The organism is Neomicrococcus lactis (genome assembly GCF_014200305.1).
Classification (GTDB): Bacteria; Actinomycetota; Actinomycetes; order Actinomycetales; family Micrococcaceae; genus Neomicrococcus; species Neomicrococcus lactis.
On sequence record NZ_JACHBL010000001.1, the window covers coordinates 530,577 to 551,456 of the forward strand.

The window sequence follows — 20,880 nt, forward strand, 5'->3', positions numbered from 1 at the left end:
TTCGCCACAAATTTCGGAATCTTGTCACAACCGTGACCTTCAGTAGGTACGGCACGAAAAGTCAAGGCCTGCGCGGGTATCCTTGACGGGTGACTCCAGAAGAACTCTCTCTTGCCATTCGTTCCGTCCTCGAAAAGCTTGTCTCACAGGGCACTATTGCCGTTGAGCTGCCGGAAGAGATTCGCGTAGAGCGACCTAAGAGCCGAGAGCACGGAGACTGGGCAACCAACATCGCCCTCCAGCTGGGCAAAAAAGCTGGCATGAACCCGCGCGCTTTCGCAGAGCTCGTGCAGGGCGAACTTACTAACGTTGCCGGCGTTGACTCGGTAGAAATCGCGGGCCCTGGCTTCTTGAACATTCGTCTTGCCGCTGGCGCTGCCGGTGAACTCGCAAAGACCATCCTCGAGGCCGGCGACGCTTACGGCACCGGCGAAACCCTCAAGGGTCAGCGCATCAACCTCGAATTCGTGTCCGCTAACCCCACCGGCCCCATCCACCTCGGCGGCACACGTTGGGCTGCCGTCGGCGATTCGCTGGCACGCATGCTCTCAGCACAGGGCGCAGACGTCACTCGCGAGTACTACTTCAACGACCACGGCAACCAGATTGACCGTTTCGCGCGCTCGCTGCTCGCTAGCGCCAAGGGTGAGCCAGCTCCAGAAGACGGCTACGGCGGACAGTACATTCATGACATTGCTGCTGCCGTGACGGAGCAGATGCCGAACATTCTCGAAGCCGAAGACCCGCAGGAAGAATTTCGTGCACGCGGCGTGGAGTTGATGTTCGGCGAGATCCGTAAGTCCCTCCACGAATTCGGTGTGGACTTTGACGTCTACTTCCACGAGAACTCCCTCTTCGAAGAGGGCGCTGTAGAAAAGGCACTCGAAGAGCTCAAGGGCTCCGAGAAGCTCTACTTCAACGACGGCGCTTGGTGGCTTCGTTCCACCGAATTCGGCGATGACAAGGACCGCGTGGTCATCAAGTCTGACGGAAACGCTGCCTACATCGGTGGCGATATCGCTTACGCGCGCAACAAGTTTGAGCGCGGCTTCACCACGAGCATCTACATGTTGGGTGCTGACCACCACGGATACGTCGCTCGTTTGAAGGCTGCCGCTGCGGCCCTTGGCTACAACCCGGACGGCATCGAAGTGCTGATCGGTCAGATGGTGAACCTCGTCAAGGACGGCACTCCCGTCCGTATGTCCAAGCGTGCCGGCAACGTGGTGACGCTTGAGGACTTGGTAGAAATCGTTGGCGTTGACGCGGCTCGCTACTCGCTATCGCGCTACTCCACGGACTCGAACATCGACATCGATCTTGACCTGCTTCAGCAACAGACCAACGAGAACCCGGTGTTCTATGTGCAGTACGCACATGCACGTTCCCGTCAGGCTGCTCGCAACGCTGAAGCCGCAGGCGTCAAGCGCGAAGAGCTCGATGCCACGCAGCTGAACACCGAGCATGACAACGACTTGTTGGCGGCGCTGGCTCAGTACCCTGCCGTCGTTGCCGCGGCCGCTGACTTCCGCGAACCGCACCGCGTGGCTCGCTACCTCGAGTCCCTCGCCGGCACCTACCACCGTTGGTACGGAAACAGCCGTATTGCACCGTTGGCTGGCGAAGAGATCACGAGCCAGAACGAAGCACGCTTGTGGCTCAATGACGCCACAGCCCAGGTTCTCAAGTCCGGCCTGTTCTTGCTGGGCGTTTCCGCTCCGGAAAGGATGTAATCATGCCAGCCTCACCTTTGGCTCCGGCCTGGTTGAGCTTCCCGGAGGACGTCAATGCTTTACGTCCCCTTGAGTGGGCCGCTGGGGTTTCCCGTTCTGAGAACGACGACGCTCTCTCGATTCAGGGAATCAGCGTGACGGACTTGGCGGCTGAGTTCGGGACGCCGCTCTACGTCATGGATGCCGATGACTTCCGTGCACGCGCACGCGCATTCAAGAACGCTTTCGACGCAGCCTTCCAGGACATTTGCGGCGGCGTCGACGTCTACTACGCAGGCAAAGCGTTCTTGAGCTTTGACGTGGCCCGCTGGGTCAAGGATGAAGGCCTGCGCTTGGACACGTGTTCCGGCGGAGAACTCGCTCTTGCATTGCGCGCAGGCCTCGATCCGGAAAACATTGGCCTCCACGGCAACAACAAGTCCAAGGCAGAGATCACCAAGGCGATCGAGGTTGGACTGGGCCGCATTGTGGTGGACTCCCTTGATGAGCTCGAGCGCGTCTCGCAGATCGCTGAGCAGCTGGGTAAGCAGGCCAACGTCATGTTGCGCTTGACCCCGGGCGTTCACGCTCACACGCACGAATTCATTGCCACCGCGCATGAAGACCAGAAGTTCGGCCTCTCCATGGTGGAAGGCGATCCGCTCCTTGATGGAGCTGGCGAAGTTGAGGGCAAGTCCCCGGCCGCCGTCGCCGTGAGCCGCGGCCTCAAGGACCCCAACATCAACTTGTTGGGTCTTCACAGCCACATCGGTTCGCAGATTTTCGACACGGACGGATTCGCCCTCGCAGCCGAGCGCATGGTCACGTTCCTCGGGGCAATGTCGCAAGACCACGGCGTCGTCCTCAAAGAATTGGACCTCGGCGGCGGTTTCGGCATCGCGTACACCGAACAGGATGAACCGCGCACTCCCGAGGAATTGGCAACCCAAATGGCGGAGATTGTGAAATCTACGTGCGCCAAAGTGGGAATCGAATCTCCACGGATTTCGATTGAGCCAGGCCGTTCCATCGCGGGCCCCAGCACCTTTACGCTTTACGAAATTGGTGTGCGCAAAACCGTGATTGTTGACAGCGAATTGGGCGATTCACCGCGCCACTATGTATCCGTCGACGGCGGCATGAGCGATAACGCCCGCCCGGTTCTGTACGACGCCGATTACTCGGCAGTGCTCGCGAGCCGAACGTCACAGGCCGACGCAATAATTTCGCGAGTTGTGGGCAAACACTGCGAAAGTGGAGACATCGTGGTCAAGGATGCATACTTGCCTGCCGATCTCACCGCCGGTGATTTGCTGGCCGTTCCAGCAACCGGAGCCTACTGTTGGGCGCTTGCGAGTAACTACAACTACTTGGGCCGTCCGGCCGTCGTGGCCGTCAGCGGGGGAGAAGCACAGCTGATGATCCGCCGCGAAACAGAAGACGACTTGTTCGATCGTGATTTGGGAGCGAAGTAAATACGTGAATACCCTCAAAGTCGCCCTCCTCGGTGCCGGAAATGTCGGCTCGGAAGTGGCTCGCATTCTGCTTGAAGATTCAGAGGTCCTTGCGTCACGAGCGGGTTCACACCTTGAGCTGATTGGTATCGCTGTCCGCGACACCGAGTCCAAGCGCGCTGAACACATCGGGCACGAGCTTCTCACCACCGACGCCGAGGCGTTGGTTGATCAGGCTGACATCGTCATTGAGCTGATCGGCGGCATTGAGCCTGCTGGGTCCCTCGTGGCCCGCGCATTGCGGCGCGGCTCTGTAGTGGTGACCGGTAATAAGGCTTTACTCGCCGAGCGTGGCGCAGAGTTGTTCCAGCTTGCTCGCGATAACGGTGGTCACTTGGGCTTCGAAGCAGCTGTTGCTGGCGCGATCCCGATCCTTCGCCCGATCAACGAATCGCTCTCCGGTGACCGCATTACTAAGGTCATGGGCATCGTCAACGGCACCACGAACTTCATCCTCGACGCGATGGATACCACCGGCGCCGACTTTGGAGACGTGCTCAAGCAGGCTCAGGATTTGGGTTACGCCGAGGCCGACCCTACCGCTGACATTGAGGGGTACGACGCCGCAGCTAAAGCCGCGATTCTAGCGATGCTTTCCTTCCACGCTGATTTCCGTATCGGCGATGTATTCCGTGAGGGCATCACCTCGATTACGGCCGAAGACGTTGACGCAGCCAAGGACGCCGGATTTGTCATCAAGCTCTTGGCGATCGCTGAACGCTTGGACAACGGCGTCGCGATGCGCGTCCACCCAACCCTTATTCCTCGTGAGCACCCGCTCGGTGCTGTTCATGGCGCGTTCAATGCTGTGTTCGTTGAGGCGGACAACGCGGGCGAGCTCATGTTCTACGGTCAGGGTGCTGGCGGACGTCCTACGGCTTCTGCAGTCATGGGTGACTTGGTCTCTGCCGTTCGCCGACTGACCCGAGGCATCGGCGCTGCAAAGGATGCGGACGCAGCCGTTGAAGTCAACCAGTCCAACATCAAGGCGCTCGGCATCGAGAACGTTCTCACCAGCTACTGCATTGGACTGACCGTGACGGACCGTCCAGGCGTGCTGTCTCGCATTGCCGCGATCTTCGCTGACAACGGCGTCTCTATTGAACAGATGCGCCAGACCCGCGGATTTGCTGAGGATGATCAGGCGTCGATCCTGCGCATCATCACGCACCGTGGCTCCGAGCAGGCTTTGGCCAAGACGGTAGAAAGCATTCGCGAACTCGACGTAGTTTCGCACGTAAATTCTGTCCTCCGAGTAGAAGGAAACTAAGCGCATGGCACATCAGTGGCGCGGCGTCATCAACGAATACGCGGAACGTCTTCCCGTTGATAGCGACACCAAAGTCATCACCTTGGGTGAAGGTGGCACTCCACTTGTATTCGCCCCAGCGTTGTCTGAACTGACCGGCAACAAGGTGTACCTCAAGGTTGAGGGCATGAACCCTACCGGTTCCTTCAAGGACCGTGGCATGACCATGGCTATGACGGCCGCCGTGCAGGCCGGTGCGCAGGCAGTTGTGTGTGCATCGACCGGAAACACCTCGGCTTCCGCCGCTGCATACGCAACGCAGGCTGGCCTGAAGTGCGCCGTGTTGGTTCCGGACGGACGCATTGCGATGGGCAAGCTGAGCCAGGCTATTGCGCACGGCGCCGAGATCTTGCAGGTTGAAGGCAACTTCGACGACTGCCTTGACATCGCCCGCAAGCTCTCCGAGTACTACCCGGTCTTCCTCGTAAACTCCGTCAACCCTGCTCGTATTCAGGGCCAGAAGACGGCCGCGTTTGAAATCGTGGACGCCCTCGGCGATGCCCCTGATTTCCACGTCCTTCCTGTCGGTAACGCAGGAAACATCACGGCTTACTGGAAGGGCTACACCGAGTACAGCCAGCCGTACGATTCTCCAACCAACGGCACTTTGCCAGCCGTTTCCACGAAGCGCCCCATCATGTGGGGCTTCCAGGCTGCAGGCGCTGCTCCTTTCGTTGCGGGTCACCCGATCACCGATCCTGAGACCATTGCTACCGCTATCCGCATTGGCAACCCTGCTTCGTGGGATTCGGCGATCGCAGCACGCGACGAGTCCGGCGGACTCATCGACGCTGTCACGGACGAAGAGATCTTGGAAGCACACCGTTGGTTGTCTTCGAAGGAAGGCGTCTTCGTGGAGCCTGGCTCCGCTGCGGGCGTTGCCGGCTTGATCAAGTACCACCGCGCGGGCAAGGCCCCAACGGGCGCAACCATCGCCATCACGGTAACGGGTCACGGCTTGAAGGATCCGCAGTGGGCACTCAAGGGTGCCGACGGCGAAGAGGTTCAGCCCACTAAGGTCGGCGCTGACGTGCTCTCCGCTGCCAAGGTGCTCGGCCTGGCCTAGGCCCAACATTCCATAGCGTGCCGGGCCTTCGGGGCTGGCACGCCCATTTTTCAACCTCACTCCGCCGAACCCTCGAAACGAAACTTTCATGCAAACTCAAGCGGCGTCGTCGTACGCCTTGCCAAGAATTGCCAGCGGGCAAACCGTCAGCGTCCGCGTACCCGCAACCAGCGCCAATTTGGGCCCTGGTTTCGATGTCTTGGGCCTTGCGCTGAATGTTCATGACGAGATTCGGTTGGAGACAAAGAACGACGACGCCGTTTCGGTTCTCGTTGAAGGCGAAGGTGCGGCTTCGCTTCCGAGTGATGAAACGCATTTGGTGGCGCGCACGATTCGCGAATTTTGGGCCGCTGAAGGGTGCGAACCCACCGGATTCGTTTTGACCGCGAAGAACGTGATTCCGCATGGTCGGGGAATGGGTTCCTCCGCCGCAGCCATTGTCTCCGCGCTGTGGGCTGCGAACGCCACACTGCCTGAAGACAAGCAATTGGAACCGGTGGAACTGTTCCAGCGCGCGGCCATTCTTGAAGGCCATCCTGACAACGTGGCACCAGCCGTTTTCGGTGGTTTGACCATATCTTGGCAAGACGATCTTGAGTCGTTCGGCACGGTTCGCGCCCAGTTGGATCCGCACTTGGTGCCCGTGCTTTTGGTGCCCGATGTGGAGCTTTCCACGCACCGCGCCCGCGGACTCTTGCCTGCATCCGTCCCTCATTCTGTCGCGGCAGCTAACGGTGGCCGCGTGGGACTCTTGGTGCACTCGCTGGCCGTGGACCTCTCGTTGCTGCACTTGGCGACGGAAGACGAACTCCACCAGAATTTCCGTGCCGAAGCGATGCCTGACTCAGCAGCAACCATTCGCGAACTCCGTGACGCCGGATACGCCGCAGTGGTGTCCGGTGCTGGCCCCACTGTCATGGTGCTGTGTTCTTCGCACTCCGTGGCTCAAGAGGTTGCAGATCGCGTTGCGGGCCGCGAAGGTTGGCGTGTCTTATTGACTTCAGTGGACGAAAACGGTGTTAGAGTAGAAGGGCATTAGCGATTTTCTGCTGCTATCCCTAGCTGGCACCGCTTTTGCTCACTCCCAGTGACTGGTTGAGATTTTCCTCAAGCCAACATTGACAAATTTGGATGACATCGCCGTGGAGCGACGTGCCAGAACTCAGGGGAGATGCGGGTGATGACCCGTTTTTAGAATGCTTCACATCTGACGTGGAGCAGCATCATTCATAAGCAAATTCATTCTGTCGAATTTGCCTGACGAGGGAGAAGGAACCTTCGTGACCGAAACCACGAGCCCCGAAGTGGGCGTGGACACCACAAACACCACCAAGAGCGCAGGATTGGCTGGCCTCAAGCTTGCACAGCTGCAGACTTTGGCATCCCAGTTGGGAATTTCCGGTGGCTCTCGTATGCGTAAAGGCGACCTCGTAGCTGTGATCTCTAGCCACCAGCGCGGCGAATCGCCAGCAAACTCGGGCGCTTCTTCTGCTCCAGCCGCCGCAGCTCCTGCAGCTGCTCCTGCCGTTGACGCACCTGCCGCTACGGAAGCTGCTCCAACTGAGACTTCCGCGCCGGCAGCAACTCGCTCGACGAGCACTCGCCGCCGCCGCGTAGCCGGTGCCGCAGCTGGTGCCCCAACCGCTCCAGCTGCATCTGAGGATGCAGCAACCTCAACTCCTGTAGAGGCAGCATCGGCTCCAGCTGAGAACCAGCCAGAAGCCAGCGCTCCTGCAGAGTCTGCTGAAACCAACGACGAATCGCGTGAATCGCGTTCCCGCGACTCACGTGGCCGCGGTCGTGGCCGCCGTGCATCTGCACCGACGAGCGCACCGCAGCAGGATCAGTCATCCGGCGAAGCTGGAAACGCTTCCGACGCCGCTGACTCTTCCGCCGCTACCGAAGCATCGGATAACTCCGAAGCAGCCGAGCAGCGTGGCGGATCTCGCGAAGACAACAACGACGATTCCCGTGGCGACAACCGCCGTTCGAGGAACCGCCGTGGACGCGGAAACCGCAACGATGAAGAAGGCCAGGGCGCCCAGGACGAGAACCGTCCGGACAGCCGCTTCGAACAGCGTAGCGACCGCACGAACGATCGTCAGGATCGCAACGAGCGCTCCGATCGCAACGAACGCCAGAACCGCAACGAGGGTCAGGATCGCGCTGAGCGCACCGACCGTTCGAATGGCTCTGACCGTAACAACGGCACGGACCGCGCTGAGCGCACCGATCGTGCTGACCGTAACGATCGTCAGGATCGCAACGACCGCTCTGACCGCAACAACGGTTCCGATCGCAACGACTCGCAGGGTCGCAACGATCGCCAGGATCGCGATGAGACCGATACCGAGACTCGTAACAACGATCGTCGCCAGAACAGCCGCAACAGCCGTGACAACGATGGCGAGAACTCGCGCAACAACCGTCGCGAGCGTACGCGTGACCGCAACAACAACCGCAATGATCGCAACGATCGTCGCAACCGTCGCGGCAACCGTAACCAGCCTGAGGTTGATGACACCGAGTTGTCAGAGGATGATGTCCTACTGCCAGTAGCGGGCATCCTCGACGTGCTCGAGAACTATGCATTCGTGCGTACGTCCGGCTACTTGCCAGGTCCAAACGACGTTTACGTTTCCTTGAACCAGGTCAAGCGTTACAACTTGCGCAAGGGCGACGCCGTCGTAGGTGCCATCCGCGCACCTCGCGAAGGCGAGAACCAGAGCCAGCGCCAGAAGTTCAACGCGCTCGTGAAGTTGCAGAACATCAACGGCAAGCCTGCTGAGGAAAACAAGGACCGCGTTGAATTCAACAAGCTGGTTCCTTTGTACCCTCAAGAGCGCTTGCGCCTCGAGACGGATCCAAAGATCATTGGCCCACGTGTCATTGACCTTGTGGCTCCTATTGGTAAGGGCCAGCGTGGCTTGATCGTTTCGCCTCCAAAGGCCGGTAAGACCATGGTCTTGCAGTCCATTGCGAACGCGATCACCAAGAACAACCCAGAAGTGCACCTCATGATGGTGCTCGTGGACGAACGTCCGGAAGAAGTGACGGACATGCAGCGCTCTGTGCGCGGCGAAGTCATCGCTTCCACGTTCGACCGTCCGGCAGATGACCACACCACCGTGGCCGAACTTGCCATCGAGCGCGCTAAGCGCCTCGTGGAGTTGGGCATGGACGTGGTTGTTCTCTTGGACTCCATGACCCGATTGGGCCGTGCTTACAACCAGTCCGCTCCTGCGTCTGGCCGTATCCTTTCCGGCGGTGTGGACGCAGCTGCGCTCTACCCACCAAAGCGTTTCTTCGGTGCTGCTCGCAACATCGAAAACGGTGGCTCGTTGACCATCTTGGCCACTGCTCTTGTTGAGACCGGCTCCAAGGCTGACGAAGTGATCTTCGAAGAGTTCAAGGGCACCGGCAACATGGAACTTCGTTTGTCTCGCTCGCTCGCGGACAAGCGCATCTTCCCAGCTGTCGATGTCAATGCTTCCGGCACGCGCCGCGAAGAGAACTTGCTCTCGCCTGAGGAAATCAAGATCATGTGGCGTCTGCGCCGCGTGCTCTCCGGCCTCGAGCAGCAGCAGGCTCTCGAGTTGTTGACCTCCAAGATCCGGGACACCGCGTCTAACGCTGAGTTCTTGATGCTCGTTTCCAAGACCACTTTGGGATCTAAGAACGAGTCTTAGCGCAATCACTGCCTGAGCCCGCGCACTTGCCGGGCTCAGGCAGTTTGCCGTTAACTCTTGGTAGTCCTTCGAACGAAAGAATTCCCCTCATGTTTGAGTCAGTGCAAAGCCTTCTTGATGAGCACGCAGAACTCCAAAGGCGCCTCAGCGAGCCCGAGGTGTATGCGGATCCCGCTTTGGCACGTAAGTTGGGTCGCCGCGGCGCCGAGCTGAACGCAATTGTTGATGCATACAACAACTGGAAGAACCTTGGCGATGACCTTGAGGCAGCCAGTGAAATGGCCGCTGAAGATCCAGAATTTGCCGCTGAAATGGAAGAGCTCAAAGTCAAGCTTCCAGCAGCGGAAGAAAAGCTTCGCCGTCTTCTGATCCCGCGCGATCCTAACGATGCGCGGGACGTCATCCTTGAAGTCAAGGGTGGCGAAGGTGGAGACGAAGCAGCACTCTTTGCTGCGGACTTGTTGCGCATGTACACCCGTTATGCGGAATCAAAAGGTTGGAAGACCGAAATGATTTCGTACAACGAGTCTGATCTTGGCGGCTACAAGGACGCGCAGATCGCTATCAAGGGCAACTCGAATGATCCGGCCCAGGGCGTCTACGCACACTTGAAGTATGAGGGCGGCGTGCACCGCGTCCAGCGCGTGCCAGTCACCGAATCTCAGGGCCGTATTCACACCTCCGCTGCTGGTGTTTTGGTGTTCCCTGAAGTGGATGAGCCTGAAGAGCTGGAGATCCACCAGAACGACCTAAAGATTGACGTGTACCGTTCGTCTGGCCCAGGTGGTCAGTCCGTGAACACCACTGACTCTGCTGTTCGTATCACTCACTTGCCTACGGGCATTGTGGTGGCGATGCAGAACGAGAAGTCGCAGATTCAGAACCGTGAAGCCGCCATGCGCGTGCTTCGTTCTCGCTTGCTCGCGTGGCAGCAGGAGCAGATCGACGCTGAAAACGCGGCGGTCCGTAACTCGCAGGTTCGTACCATGGACCGTTCCGAGCGCATCCGCACGTACAACTACCCGGAAAACCGCATTGCCGATCACCGCACGGGCTACAAGGCCTACAACCTTGATGCCGTAATGAACGGCGAGTTGGAGCCGGTGGTTCAGTCCTGCATCCAGATGGACGAGGCCGATCGCCTCGAAGCTCTCGGCGACAACACAGACAGCTAAGTACGTGCCTGAAACAGATCTTGCCGCCGCGCTTGCGTGGGCAGTTTCGTTGCTGGATTCAGTAGGAATTACGACGCCGCAGCCTGACGCCGAGCTTTTAGCGGCACATACGCTGGGGGAGAGCAGGGGACGCATTAATGCCCTCAAGCTCTCCGGTTTCCAGTTGGATTCCGAGCAAGTGAGCAGGTTTGAAGACTTGGTACGCGAGCGTGCCCAGCGCATCCCGTTGCAGCACTTGACGGGTAAAGCGCCGTTTCGGTTTCTTGAACTCGAAGTTGGACCTGGCGCGTTTGTGCCCCGTCCTGAAACTGAAGTAGTCGCTGGCATCGCCATTGACTACCTCATGGACGCTCCAGCCGGTTTCAAGGTTGTTGACCTAGGAACCGGATCTGGAGCGATCGCGGCGTCTATCGCCGACGAAGTTCCACATGCAGAAGTGACAGCGGTAGAACTATCGCCATACGCACTCGCGTGGGCTGAGCGGAACCTCAGCCCGCTGGGAGTGCGACTCATTGCCGGGGATTTCGGAACCGCATTAGAGGGCGAGGAGGCGAGCTTCGCCGTCGTCATCTCTAATCCGCCTTATATTCCTGTGGGAGCCGTGCCTCAAGACGAAGAAGTTCGTCTGCATGATCCCGAGATGGCGCTCTACGGCGGCAGCGAAGATGGGCTGAAGTTTCCGCGAATCGTTATGGAACGCGCTGCGGCACTCCTTGAAGACGATGGCTTTTTTGTCATGGAACACGCCGAAGTTCAGGCCGCAGGAGTTGCCCGAATTCTTGCGAGTACGGGGAACTGGCGCGATATTCAGACGCATCAGGATCTGACTGGACGCGACCGTGCCACGTCAGCGCGCAGAACTACGCGTGCGAGATGAAAGAATGAACTAGTGAGCCAATTTTTCGATTGTGAAGATCCGGAGCAGCGTACGGCGGGATTTGAAGCGGCACGGGCCGCAATTCTCGCAAAACAATGTGTGGTCATGCCGACCGACACCGTCTACGGTATTGCTGCCGACGCTTTTTCGCCGCAAGCAGTGGCAACGCTTTTGGCTGCAAAGGGACGCGGACGCAATATGCCGCCGCCAGTCCTCATTCCGCAGGTTTCTACCATGCAGGGACTCGCTCGCGATATCCCTGAAGCTGTCGAAAAAGTTGTTGGTGAGCTGTGGCCTGGCCCGCTTACCGTCATTTTGCATGCCCAGCCGTCCTTGACCTGGGATTTAGGGGAGACGAAGGGAACTGTAGCTCTGCGCGTTCCTGACGATGCCCTTGCGCTCGAACTTCTTGCCGTCACCGGACCGCTTGCCGTCTCTTCGGCGAACCGCTCAGGTCAGCCAGCGGGAACCACCGCCGCCGAAGCTCGAGACATGCTCGTGGAGTCCGTTGAGGTTTATCTCGAAGACGGAAAGCGTCCACTCACCACGGATCCTTTCGCCGGCGAAGCGCTGCCATCCACGATTGTTGACTACACCTCCGAGGTGCCTACAGTTGTGCGACTCGGCGCGGTTTCCCTCGAACTGCTCCAAGAGCTCGATCCGGCTATTCGGATGCCGGAGGCCGAGGTTGAAGAAGAGGCCGAAGCAGATGCTGAAGTTGAGGAAGAGACCCAAGCAGATGCTGAAGCTGTAGCCGAGGCTGGCACCGAAACCAAGCACCAGGAGAGCACTACCGGGACCTCATGAGGATCTACCTGCTACTCATCGCGATATCCTTCGTGCTCTCGTTTGTACTCACTCCGGTGATGCGAGCAGTTGGATCCCGCTTTGTGGTGCCCTCAGCCATTCGTGAGAGGGACGTTCACGAACGTCCCATTCCGAAACTTGGGGGAGTAGCGATGATCATCGCATTGCTTGCGGGCATTGCGATTAGCTCTCAACTTGAATTCCTTGAAGGAATCTTCGCTTCGCCAGAACCCATCAACGGCATAGTTCTTGCTTGCCTTGTGGTGCTAGTGGTGGGCGTCACGGATGACGTCTTTGATCTTCGCTGGTATTGGAAGATGTTGGGGCAAGCGACAGCCGCGTTGGCAATTGCCTTGAACGGTATTCGCCTCGAGGCAATGCCCGTGGGCTGGATTCACATCCGCAATGAACCGCTCCAGATTTTCCTGACGGTGTTCATCATTGTCCTCACCATGAATGCCATTAACTTCGTTGACGGACTCGATGGACTGGCTGCCGGCGTCGCCGCTATTGGTGCGGCGGCGTTCTTTATCTATTCCTATGTCTTGGCCCGGACCATTAATGAATTCGACCACTCGAACCTATCCGCGCTGTTGATGGCGCTTCTTTTAGGTGCGTCTCTAGGATTCTTGATCCACAATTTCTATCCGGCCTCCATCTTTATGGGTGAATCGGGTGCAATGCTGATTGGCCTCATCATGGCTACTGGTGCTCTCGCGGTCACGGCTGACGTTGACGCTTTGGACTCCTTCCGATTCCGCAATGTCCCAAGCTTCATGCCCATCATCTTGCCGATTGCAGTCATTATCCTTCCGTTGGTAGATCTCGCCACGGCGGTGGTTCGTAGGACTGCTAGTGGACGCTCACCGTTTTCCGCGGACCGGGGACACTTGCATCACAAACTGATTGATGGTGGTTGGACGCAGCGTCAGGCCGTGTTGTTGCTCTACTTATGGTCAAGCTTGATTGCGTTCGGCACTGTTGCTTTTAACTTTGTGGATTCAGTCATTCTGTTGCCATCGCTGGCTGTTCTGATCCTGATTGCCGTGTACATCACGAGTAATCCGTGGCAACGCCGACGAGTGCGCGATGAAAAGCGTGCGAACGCCCTCCGCAACGAAGAAAACAACAACTCCGGCGACGAGCTGGCAGGGGAGTAGCCTATGGCCGCCAACAATTCTTACTCAGCAACACCCGAGCGTATTCCGGAGTCATCTGGCGCAACGTCTCCGTGGCTCAACATCATGTGGCACTGCCTGGCATGGGTTTGGGGAGCGGCCGTACTGGCCGCCGTCGTCCTGTTCTTTATTGCAGGGTGGCCGGCAGTGACCAACGTCGTCATGGCAACCCTTCTCGTCACGGCGTTTTCCGGCATTAGCTTGGCGGTGGCGCACTTCGTGGGGCGTAAGAATCCCTCGGCCGTGATGGGTGCATTTCTTGCCGCGTATTTCGTCAAAGTCGTGGGATTTGGAGCGCTTATTTTTGCGCTGCCCCGCCCAGACTGGGTACTTCCGCAGGTCTTTATGTGGACCGCTGTCGCTGCTGTCATCCTGTGGCAGATTGCGGAAATGTTCACATTTGCCCGAACACGGTGGCTGCTTTATGGAGATGCTTAAACATTCCGTAGAATATGCAAGGAAAATCTAATCCGCTATCATCGATCCGCAGTAAGAGCAGGCCAGATTTGTCAGACAGTAAGCGAATGAAGAATGAGACTGAGGTCTCATTCAGAAAAGACCTTATTGCTTACCTACTTGGCGGGATGCTTGCGTGGGGTTTGATAGGCTGGGGACTGGATTACCTCTTACAACTGAGTTGGATGAAGTTCGCGGGCCTTGCCCTTGGCGCTGCTGGCGGATTCTATCTAGCCGTTATGCACCGCAAAGAACGCGCGCAAGGTCGCGACGCGGACCCACGGACGTAACCACCAAAACTTAATTCTCTCCACCACCACAGTGGTAGAGAGCCACGCCCATACGGACACTGACGAGAGGAATCGCGTTGATTGCGCTTGCGCTTCCGGCTTCTACTTCCCAGGACGGCGTTTTTCACGCCCCCAAACTCGAAGACCTCCATCTTCCAGAGATTTTGCCGTGGGGAGCTGAGTACGGAACCGGTTTCGGCAAGCAGATGCTGCTGGTTCTCATTTCCGTCGCACTGATCTCGTGGTTCTTCATGGCTTCCTCTAAGAAGGGCAAGCTGGTTCCAGGTAAGTTCCAGTTCCTCGGCGAGCAGGCTTACAGCTTCGTACGTAATGGCGTTGCTAAGGACGTGATTGGTGAGCGTGAGTTCAAGCGCTTCGTGCCGATCCTCGTCACCTTCTTCTTCTTCATCTTGGTCAACAACCTCTTCGGATCCATCCCGTTGCTGCAGTTGCCAACCACCTCCCACGTGGCAACCCCATACGCTTTGGCCGGCATCGTGTACTTGTACTGGATCTTCCTTGGCTTCCAGCGTCACGGTGGAAAGTTCTTCAAGGTCATGACGGTTCCATCCGGTGTGCCGAAGGTGATCCTCCCGTTGATCATCATCATCGAGATCATCTCGAACTTCTTCGTTCGTCCGATCACGCACAGCCTCCGTCTTTTCGCGACGATGCTTTCCGGTCACTTGATCATCGCTCTGGCTGGTGCCGGTTCATCCTTCCTCTTCTTGGAAGGCGACGGTCTCATGAAGGGCCTCGGCGTTCTCACCTTGGCCGGTGGCGTTGGAATGTACCTCTTTGAAATTTTGATCCAGGTTCTTCAGGCGTACGTGTTTACCCTGCTGACCGCGATCTACATCCAGGGCTCGATCTCCGACGCCCACTAGTAACTGTCCCTCTTGAACAAAGAGGGGAACCACCAAATCGCACAAATTGCCTCCGCCTATGGTGGCTCTTGAAAGGAATAACATGGAAATCCAAGGCTCCCTTAATCTCATTGGTTACGGCCTTTCCGCTATCGGCGGTGGTATCGGCGTTGGTTTGGTCTTCGCGGCCTACATCAACGGTGTTGCTCGCCAGCCTGAAGCACAGCGCGTTCTTCAGCCAATCGCCTTCCTTGGCCTTGCACTTACTGAAGCACTCGCTATCCTCGGCCTCGTTTTCTCCTTCGTTATCGGCGCCTAGTTACTGGTTTTCCAGTAACAACGTCGAACTAGTGAAAGACGGGTGAAAAATGAACGACGCAGTTATTTATGCAGCTGCTGAGGGTGCAAACCCATTGATTCCCAATGTTTGGGAAATCGTGGTCACCGTCATCGGTTTCGCAATTCTGCTCTTCATTGTGAGCAAGTACGTAGTCCCGATGTTCGAGAAGACGTACGAAGAGCGTACTGCTGCCATCGAAGGCGGCATTGAAAAGGCTGAAGCCGCACAGGCGGAAGCTAACGCAGCGCTCGAAGAGTACAAGAAGCAGCTCCAGGACGCTCGCACGGAAGCAAACCGCATCCGTGAAGAGGCCCGCGCAGAAGGTGCTCAGATCCTTGCCGATCTCAAGACCAAAGCTGCCGCTGAGTCCGCTCGTATCACTGAGCAGGCACACGTTCAGATCGAAGCTGAGCGCACTGCCGCTGTTGCTTCGCTGCGTAGCGAAGTTGGCACCTTGGCAACTGAGCTGGCCGGCAAGATCGTGGGCGAATCTCTCGCCGACGATGCGCGTGCATCCCGCGTGGTAGATCGCTTCTTGGCTGATCTTGATTCCCACCAGAATGCAGGTGCTTCCAACTGATGTCTCGCGTATCAAGTGAATCCCTCGCGCAAGCCCAGACGTTGCTCGAGTCCAAATTAGGCTCGAACCCAGCTGAGCTTGCAAAAGAATTGTTCGCGGTTTTGGGCATCGTGGACAGCAACGCCGGTCTTCGGCGTGCGCTGACTGATCCTTCCCGCGAGGGTCAGGACAAGGCAAACCTCTTTTCCTCTTTGCTTGATGGAAAAGTATCCGGAGCAACGAAAGAAATCGCTGCACAGCTTGCTGGCTCTCGTTGGGGCGACCCACGCGACATCGGGGATGCGCTTGAGACGCTTGGGGCAACGGCGGCTATTTCCTCCGCTGAAAAGAATGGTTCTGAAGGACTTGAGCGACTTGAAGATGAACTCTTCTCGTTCGTTCGGGTTGTCGCTTCTAGCCATGATGTTCAGCGCGCGCTGGATGCACCTCAAGCAACTGCAGAGTCGAAAGAGAAGCTTGCTTTCGCGCTCGTCCCAGATGCTTCTGAAGCCACGAAAACGCTTATCGGCCAGGCCGTTTCCACCCCGCGTGGACACAAGGCAACCGATTTGGTCCAGTCCTTCATCGGACTTGTTGCCAAGCGTCAGCAGCGTTGGATCGCAAACGTTTCCGTTACTCGTCCTTTGACGGATGAGCAGCTGCGCCGTTTGCAGAATGGTCTCAACAATCTGTACCAGCGTGACTTGAAGATCAATGTCAACGTCAACCCGGCGTTGATTGGCGGAATCCGAGTTGAGGTCGGTGACGAGGTAGTTGACGCTACTTCGGCTACGCGCCTCTCGGAATTGCGACGACGTCTGGCCAGCTAAGTGCCTCAGGGTACTTCTCAGCCACTAACGGACTAAAGACTTATTCATTTCCGATCAGGACTCTCACTGAGACATTCTGATCACCAATTAGGAGAGCAGGGACTGCAGATGGCCGAATTGACCATCAACGCCGATGACGTCCGCAATGCCTTGAATGACTTCGCGGCGTCCTACCAACCGGGCACCACGGAGCGCGTCGAGGTCGGACATGTCACGACCGCGAGCGACGGCATCGCCAAGGTAGAAGGACTTCCTTCCGTCATGGCAAACGAACTTCTTCGCTTTGAAGACGGAACGCTGGGCTTGGCTCAGAACCTCGATACCCGCGAAATCGGTGTCGTTGTTCTTGGCGATTTCACCGGTATTGAAGAAGGCCAGGAAGTGCACCGCACGGGCGAGATCCTCTCGGTTCCCGTTGGCGACAACTTCTTGGGCCGCGTTGTCGATCCACTGGGTAACCCAATGGACGACCTCGGAGAGATCGCAGCCGAAGGACGCCGCGCACTTGAGCTGCAGGCTCCAGGTGTGACGATGCGTAAGTCGGTTCACGAGCCGCTTCAGACCGGCCTCAAGGCAATCGACTCCATGATTCCAGTCGGCCGTGGCCAGCGTCAGCTGATCATTGGCGACCGCCAGACCGGTAAGACCGCTATCGCTGTCGATACGATCATCAACCAGAAGGCGAACTGGGAATCCGGTGACGTGACCAAGCAGGTTCGTTGCGTTTACGTCGCAATCGGCCAGAAGGCTTCCACGATCGCTGCTGTTCGTCAGACGCTTGAAGACCACGGAGCACTTGAGTACACGACCATCGTCGCGTCTCCTGCTTCCGACTCCGCAGGCTTCAAGTACTTGGCACCTTACGCAGGTTCCGCAATTGGCCAGCACTGGATGTACGGCGGCAAGCACGTTCTCATCGTGTTTGATGACCTCTCCAAGCAGGCTGAAGCCTACCGTGCAGTGTCCCTCTTGCTTCGCCGTCCGCCAGGACGTGAAGCCTACCCAGGTGACGTCTTCTACCTACACTCTCGTCTCCTCGAGCGTTGTGCAAAGCTCTCTGACGAGCTCGGCGCAGGTTCGATGACCGGCTTCCCGATCATCGAAACGAAGGCAAACGACGTCTCGGCTTACATTCCGACCAACGTTATTTCCATCACCGACGGTCAGATCTTCTTGCAGTCCGACCTCTTCAACGCCAACCAGCGTCCAGCTGTTGACGTGGGTATCTCCGTGTCCCGCGTGGGTGGCGCTGCTCAAATCAAGGCTATGAAGAAGGTCTCCGGTACCTTGAAGCTTGATTTGGCTCAGTACCGCGACATGCAGGCCTTCGCAATGTTCGCTTCGGACCTCGACGCTGCTTCACGTCAGCAGTTGACCCGTGGCGCTCGTTTGATGGAGCTCTTGAAGCAGGGTCAGTACCAGCCGTTCCCAGTTGAGGATCAGGTTGTGTCTGTTTGGGCCGGTACGAACGGTTACTTGGATGACGTTCCAGTTGAGGATGTCACCCGTTTCGAGCGCGAGTTCCTCGAGCACTTGAAGCACCGTTCTGACGTTCTGAACACGATCGCTCAGACCAAGCAGCTTGAAGACTCCACGGTGGACGCTTTGAAGGCGAACATCGAAGACTTCAAGAAGGGCTTCTTCGGCGAAGGTGACAACCACTTGGTTGGCGCCGGCCACGAAGAGCACCAGGCCATCGACGCTGAGTCTGTCGGCCAAGAACAAATCGTCCGCCAGAAGCGCTAGTTTTCGCGAAGTTAGGCGTCAGCGTCGAGTTGGCGCCTAACTTTCGGAAACGGAAAGGATCACTATGGGAGCCCAGATTAGGGTCTACCGTCAGAAGATCACTGCCACTTCGGCGATGCGAAAGATCTTCAAGGCGATGGAGCTGATCGCTACTTCCCGTATTGGAAAGGCACGTAGCCGTGTGGCTGCATCGTTGCCTTACTCCAATGCGATCACGCGCGCTGTGTCGGCCGTTGCCTCGCAACACGAGATTGACCACCCGCTGACCCGCGAGCACTCTGAAGCTCGTCGTTCGGCTGTTTTGGTCATGACCTCCGACCGCGGTTTGGCTGGTTCTTACTCGGCAAGCGTTTTGAAGCAGGCTGAGTCGCTGATCACCAAGCTACGCGACGAAAACAAGGAAGTTGCCACGTACATCATTGGCCGTAAGGGTCAGGCGTACTTCGACTTCCGTAACCGCGAGTACAAGCAGGTGTGGACGGGTAACACCGACGCCCCAGAATTCGAAGTGGCACGAGAGGTCGGCAACGTTCTTGTCGATTCGTTCAATGCCTCTTACGAAGAGGGTGGCGTGGACGAGATCCACATCGTGTTCACTCAGTTCAAGTCGATGGTGACGCAGGAGCCAACGGTTGTCCGTTTGCTTCCTCTCGAAGTTATCGACCAAGAGGTTACCGATCAAGCAGAGCTTCTTCCGCTCTACGAATTTGAGCCAGAGCCGGCTCAGGTACTTGACGCCCTTTTGCCGCGTTACATCGAGTCCCGCATCTTCACCGCGATGCTCCAGGCTGCAGCTTCCGAGCTTGCTGCCCGCCAGCGCGCGATGAAGTCCGCAGGTGACAACGCGAACGAACTGATCAAGAAGTACACGCGACTGCGTAACAACGCCCGACAGGCTGAAATTACTCAGGAACTGACGGAAATCGTGGCCGGCGCGGACGCGCTCTGACACATCGTCAATTGAAAAACGTATCCCGCCATCTGAATCAAATGAAGTGAGAGAGATGACTGCCCAACTTAATGAGCAGGGAACCGCACAGTCGGGCGCCGGTGCAACCGGTCGCATCGCTCGTGTAATCGGCCCCGTCGTCGACGTCGAGTTCCCAGCAGACGCCCTTCCTGCAATGTACAACGCGCTTACCGCTGAGATCACCCTCAACGGTGCGACCCGCACGATCACCTTCGAGACCTCCCAGCACTTGGGCGACAACATGGTCCGTGCAATTTCCCTTCAGGCAACCGACGGCTTGGTCCGCGGCGCCTCTGTGACCGACTCCGGAGCTCCTATCTCCGTTCCCGTCGGTGACGTTGTCAAGGGCCACATCTTCAACGTTTTGGGTGAACCACTCGACGTTGAGGCGTCTGAGCTTGACATCCAGGAGCGCTGGCCAATCCACCGCAAGGCACCTTCCTTCGCCTCCCTCGAGGGCTCCACGGAGATCCTCGAAACCGGCATCAAGGTGATCGACCTTCTTACCCCATACATCAAGGGTGGAAAGATCGGCCTCTTCGGTGGCGCTGGTGTTGGTAAGACCGTGTTGATCCAGGAAATGATCACCCGTGTTGCTCGTAACTTCGGTGGTACCTCGGTATTCGCCGGTGTTGGTGAGCGTACCCGTGAAGGTAACGACCTTTGGGTTGAAATGGAAGAGGCAGGCGTTCTTAAGGACACCGCCCTTGTATTCGGCCAGATGGACGAGCCACCAGGAACCCGTCTTCGCGTCGCATTGTCCGGCCTGACCATGGCTGAGTACTTCCGCGACGTTCAGAACCAGGACGTGTTGTTGTTCATCGACAACATCTTCCGCTTCACCCAGGCAGGTTCTGAAGTTTCCACGCTGCTCGGCCGTATGCCTTCTGCTGTGGGTTACCAGCCAAACCTTGCTGACGAAATGGGTCTCCTTCAGGAGCGCATTACGTCCACCAAGGGCCACTCGATTACGTCGATGCAGGCAATTTACGTGCCAGCTGATGACTACACCGACCCGGCTCCGGCAACCACCTTCGCCCACTTGGATGCAACCACGGAACTTTCCCGTGAAATTGCTTCCCGTGGTCTGTACCCAGCTGTGGATCCGCTGACCTCGACGTCTCGTATTCTTGACCCTCAGTACATCGGTCAGGATCACTACGACACCGCGATCCGCGTCAAGCAGATCCTCCAGAAGAACAAGGAACTTCAGGACATCATCGCCATCCTTGGTGTTGACGAACTTTCTGAAGAAGACAAGATCGTGGTTTCCCGCGCTCGTCGTATCCAGCAGTTCTTGTCCCAGAACACCTACACTGCTAAGCAGTTCACGGGTGTCGAGGGTTCTACGGTTTCCATCAAGGACACCATCGAAGGCTTCAAGGCTATCTGCGATGGCGATCTCGACCACGTTGCAGAACAGGCGTTCTTCAACATCGGTGGCCTCGAGGACGTAGAGCGTCAGTGGGCCAAGATCCAGGAAATGTCCAAGTAAT

18 protein-coding genes are annotated in these 20,880 nt (G+C 57.6%); all 18 read left to right on the plus strand.

Translation table 11 applies throughout. The features are described 5' to 3' along the window. Positions 1 to 89 precede the first annotated feature (89 nt). The 18 genes from argS (at position 90) to atpD (ending at position 20,879) form a co-directional block, all read left to right on the plus strand. Positions 90 to 1,733 carry an arginine--tRNA ligase gene (gene argS, locus BKA12_RS02515; RefSeq protein WP_183640419.1) on the plus strand — a complete coding sequence of 548 codons (1,644 nt, stop codon included), beginning with the start codon at positions 90 to 92 and terminating at the stop codon, positions 1,731 to 1,733. 2 nt (positions 1,734 to 1,735) lie between these two features. Continuing rightward, positions 1,736 to 3,187, plus strand: a complete 1,452-nt coding sequence (gene lysA, locus BKA12_RS02520) for a diaminopimelate decarboxylase (protein WP_183640421.1) — start codon at positions 1,736 to 1,738, stop codon at positions 3,185 to 3,187. Between the two features lie 4 nt (positions 3,188 to 3,191). Further along, positions 3,192 to 4,496: a homoserine dehydrogenase gene (locus BKA12_RS02525; protein ID WP_183640423.1), complete on the plus strand. Its 1,305-nt coding sequence runs from the start codon at positions 3,192 to 3,194 to the stop codon at positions 4,494 to 4,496. A gap of 4 nt (positions 4,497 to 4,500) precedes the next feature. Next, a complete protein-coding gene (gene thrC / locus BKA12_RS02530) occupies positions 4,501 to 5,601 on the plus strand; it encodes a threonine synthase (RefSeq protein WP_183640425.1) in 1,101 nt (366 codons plus the stop codon). 88 nt (positions 5,602 to 5,689) lie between these two features. Beyond that, positions 5,690 to 6,640 (plus strand): homoserine kinase, encoded by a 951-nt coding sequence (gene thrB, locus BKA12_RS02535; RefSeq protein WP_183640426.1) that lies wholly within the window; start codon positions 5,690 to 5,692, stop codon positions 6,638 to 6,640. Positions 6,641 to 6,881: 241 nt separating this feature from the next. Beyond that, positions 6,882 to 9,290: a transcription termination factor Rho gene (gene rho / locus BKA12_RS02540; protein ID WP_183640428.1), complete on the plus strand. Its 2,409-nt coding sequence runs from the start codon at positions 6,882 to 6,884 to the stop codon at positions 9,288 to 9,290. An 89-nt stretch (positions 9,291 to 9,379) separates the two neighbouring features. After that, complete coding sequence (prfA, locus tag BKA12_RS02545) at positions 9,380 to 10,465, plus strand: peptide chain release factor 1 (RefSeq protein WP_183640430.1); 1,086 nt, start codon at positions 9,380 to 9,382, stop codon at positions 10,463 to 10,465. Positions 10,466 to 10,469: 4 nt separating this feature from the next. Further along, the gene (gene prmC, locus BKA12_RS02550) at positions 10,470 to 11,342 is read left to right on the plus strand and encodes a peptide chain release factor N(5)-glutamine methyltransferase (RefSeq protein WP_183640431.1); all 873 of its coding nucleotides are present in this window, start codon (positions 10,470 to 10,472) and stop codon (positions 11,340 to 11,342) included. A 12-nt stretch (positions 11,343 to 11,354) separates the two neighbouring features. Then, a complete protein-coding gene (locus BKA12_RS02555; protein WP_183640433.1) occupies positions 11,355 to 12,149 on the plus strand; it encodes an L-threonylcarbamoyladenylate synthase in 795 nt (264 codons plus the stop codon). A gap of 152 nt (positions 12,150 to 12,301) precedes the next feature. Then, a complete protein-coding gene (locus tag BKA12_RS02560; RefSeq protein WP_246361587.1) occupies positions 12,302 to 13,309 on the plus strand; it encodes an MraY family glycosyltransferase in 1,008 nt (335 codons plus the stop codon). A 3-nt stretch (positions 13,310 to 13,312) separates the two neighbouring features. Then, complete coding sequence (locus BKA12_RS02565) at positions 13,313 to 13,765, plus strand: Cg1360 family ATP-synthase-associated protein (RefSeq protein ID WP_183640436.1); 453 nt, start codon at positions 13,313 to 13,315, stop codon at positions 13,763 to 13,765. 385 nt (positions 13,766 to 14,150) lie between these two features. After that, positions 14,151 to 14,960 (plus strand): F0F1 ATP synthase subunit A, encoded by an 810-nt coding sequence (gene atpB / locus BKA12_RS02570; RefSeq protein WP_183640437.1) that lies wholly within the window; start codon positions 14,151 to 14,153, stop codon positions 14,958 to 14,960. A gap of 82 nt (positions 14,961 to 15,042) precedes the next feature. After that, complete coding sequence (locus tag BKA12_RS02575; protein ID WP_183640439.1) at positions 15,043 to 15,258, plus strand: ATP synthase F0 subunit C; 216 nt, start codon at positions 15,043 to 15,045, stop codon at positions 15,256 to 15,258. A 49-nt stretch (positions 15,259 to 15,307) separates the two neighbouring features. Next, positions 15,308 to 15,859, plus strand: a complete 552-nt coding sequence (locus tag BKA12_RS02580) for a F0F1 ATP synthase subunit B (RefSeq protein ID WP_183640440.1) — start codon at positions 15,308 to 15,310, stop codon at positions 15,857 to 15,859. Then, positions 15,859 to 16,668, plus strand: coding sequence for a F0F1 ATP synthase subunit delta (locus BKA12_RS02585; protein WP_183640442.1), 810 nt, complete (start codon positions 15,859 to 15,861; stop codon positions 16,666 to 16,668). Before BKA12_RS02580 ends, BKA12_RS02585 begins: the two co-directional genes overlap by 1 nt. A gap of 108 nt (positions 16,669 to 16,776) precedes the next feature. Continuing rightward, entirely contained in the window at positions 16,777 to 18,414 is a 1,638-nt protein-coding gene (gene atpA, locus BKA12_RS02590; RefSeq protein WP_183640444.1) for a F0F1 ATP synthase subunit alpha, read from the plus strand. 64 nt (positions 18,415 to 18,478) lie between these two features. Continuing rightward, complete coding sequence (locus BKA12_RS02595; RefSeq protein WP_183640445.1) at positions 18,479 to 19,363, plus strand: F0F1 ATP synthase subunit gamma; 885 nt, start codon at positions 18,479 to 18,481, stop codon at positions 19,361 to 19,363. 55 nt (positions 19,364 to 19,418) lie between these two features. Further along, on the plus strand, positions 19,419 to 20,879 hold the full coding sequence (atpD, locus tag BKA12_RS02600; RefSeq protein WP_183640447.1) for a F0F1 ATP synthase subunit beta: 1,461 nt from the start codon (positions 19,419 to 19,421) through the stop codon (positions 20,877 to 20,879). Position 20,880 lies beyond the last annotated feature (1 nt).

What these genes read in the sequence shown, in the direction of transcription:
- lysA (WP_183640421.1), top strand. Translation starts at nt 1,736, where the DNA reads ATGCCAGCCTCACCTTTGGCTCCGGCCTGGTTGAGCTTCCCGGAGGAC.
- thrC (WP_183640425.1), top strand. Translation starts at nt 4,501, where the DNA reads ATGGCACATCAGTGGCGCGGCGTCATCAACGAATACGCGGAACGTCTT.
- thrB (WP_183640426.1), top strand. Translation starts at nt 5,690, where the DNA reads ATGCAAACTCAAGCGGCGTCGTCGTACGCCTTGCCAAGAATTGCCAGC.
- prfA (WP_183640430.1), top strand. Translation starts at nt 9,380, where the DNA reads ATGTTTGAGTCAGTGCAAAGCCTTCTTGATGAGCACGCAGAACTCCAA.
- BKA12_RS02560 (WP_246361587.1), top strand. Translation starts at nt 12,302, where the DNA reads ATGATCATCGCATTGCTTGCGGGCATTGCGATTAGCTCTCAACTTGAA.
- BKA12_RS02565 (WP_183640436.1), top strand. Translation starts at nt 13,313, where the DNA reads ATGGCCGCCAACAATTCTTACTCAGCAACACCCGAGCGTATTCCGGAG.
- BKA12_RS02575 (WP_183640439.1), top strand. Translation starts at nt 15,043, where the DNA reads ATGGAAATCCAAGGCTCCCTTAATCTCATTGGTTACGGCCTTTCCGCT.
- BKA12_RS02580 (WP_183640440.1), top strand. Translation starts at nt 15,308, where the DNA reads ATGAACGACGCAGTTATTTATGCAGCTGCTGAGGGTGCAAACCCATTG.
- BKA12_RS02585 (WP_183640442.1), top strand. Translation starts at nt 15,859, where the DNA reads ATGTCTCGCGTATCAAGTGAATCCCTCGCGCAAGCCCAGACGTTGCTC.
- atpA (WP_183640444.1), top strand. Translation starts at nt 16,777, where the DNA reads ATGGCCGAATTGACCATCAACGCCGATGACGTCCGCAATGCCTTGAAT.
- BKA12_RS02595 (WP_183640445.1), top strand. Translation starts at nt 18,479, where the DNA reads ATGGGAGCCCAGATTAGGGTCTACCGTCAGAAGATCACTGCCACTTCG.
- atpD (WP_183640447.1), top strand. Translation starts at nt 19,419, where the DNA reads ATGACTGCCCAACTTAATGAGCAGGGAACCGCACAGTCGGGCGCCGGT.